Here is a 544-nt window from a genome sequence, read left to right on the forward strand (position 1 = left end):
GCCTCTTGCTGATCGAGCAACGATTGCCAATATGTCGCCAGAATATGGCGCCACGTGCGGTATTTTCCCAGTTGACCAAATGGCGATTGATTATTTACGTCTATCAGGTCGTGACGAAGCACAAATTGAATTGGTTGAAAAGTACGCTAAAGCGCAAGGCATGTGGCATGATGCCGACACGAAAGCGGCAACCTATTCAAGCAATTTGTATCTAGATCTCAGTACTGTCCAACCAGCTCTTGCGGGTCCTAACCTACCGCAGCAGCGTATCAATCTATCTGATATGCACGAAAAGTTTGGCGAGACCTTATTAGAGATGACTAAAGGTCGTAAAGCTGAAGTCGATGCCAAGGTGCGTTTTGATGAAGAAGGCGGTAAGCAAGAGCAAGCTAAAAAGTTAGCAGCCAAACCTAAGCCTTTCTGCGCTGAAGGCAGTACCTCTTGTAAGATTACAATCGAAGACGAAGAATATAGACTGCGTGATGGTTCTGTCGTGATCGCGGCTATTACCTCTTGTACCAATACTTCAAACCCTGCCGTTATG

At 46.1% G+C, this 544-nt stretch carries 1 protein-coding gene; it reads left to right on the forward strand.

From position 1 onward, the window contains the following. Nucleotides 1-544: aconitase family protein (locus tag ACS8FD_RS23855; protein WP_439277672.1), on the forward strand; the 544-nt coding region annotated here is incomplete at both ends.

This window comes from Psychrobacter sp. 1U2 (assembly GCF_051847575.1).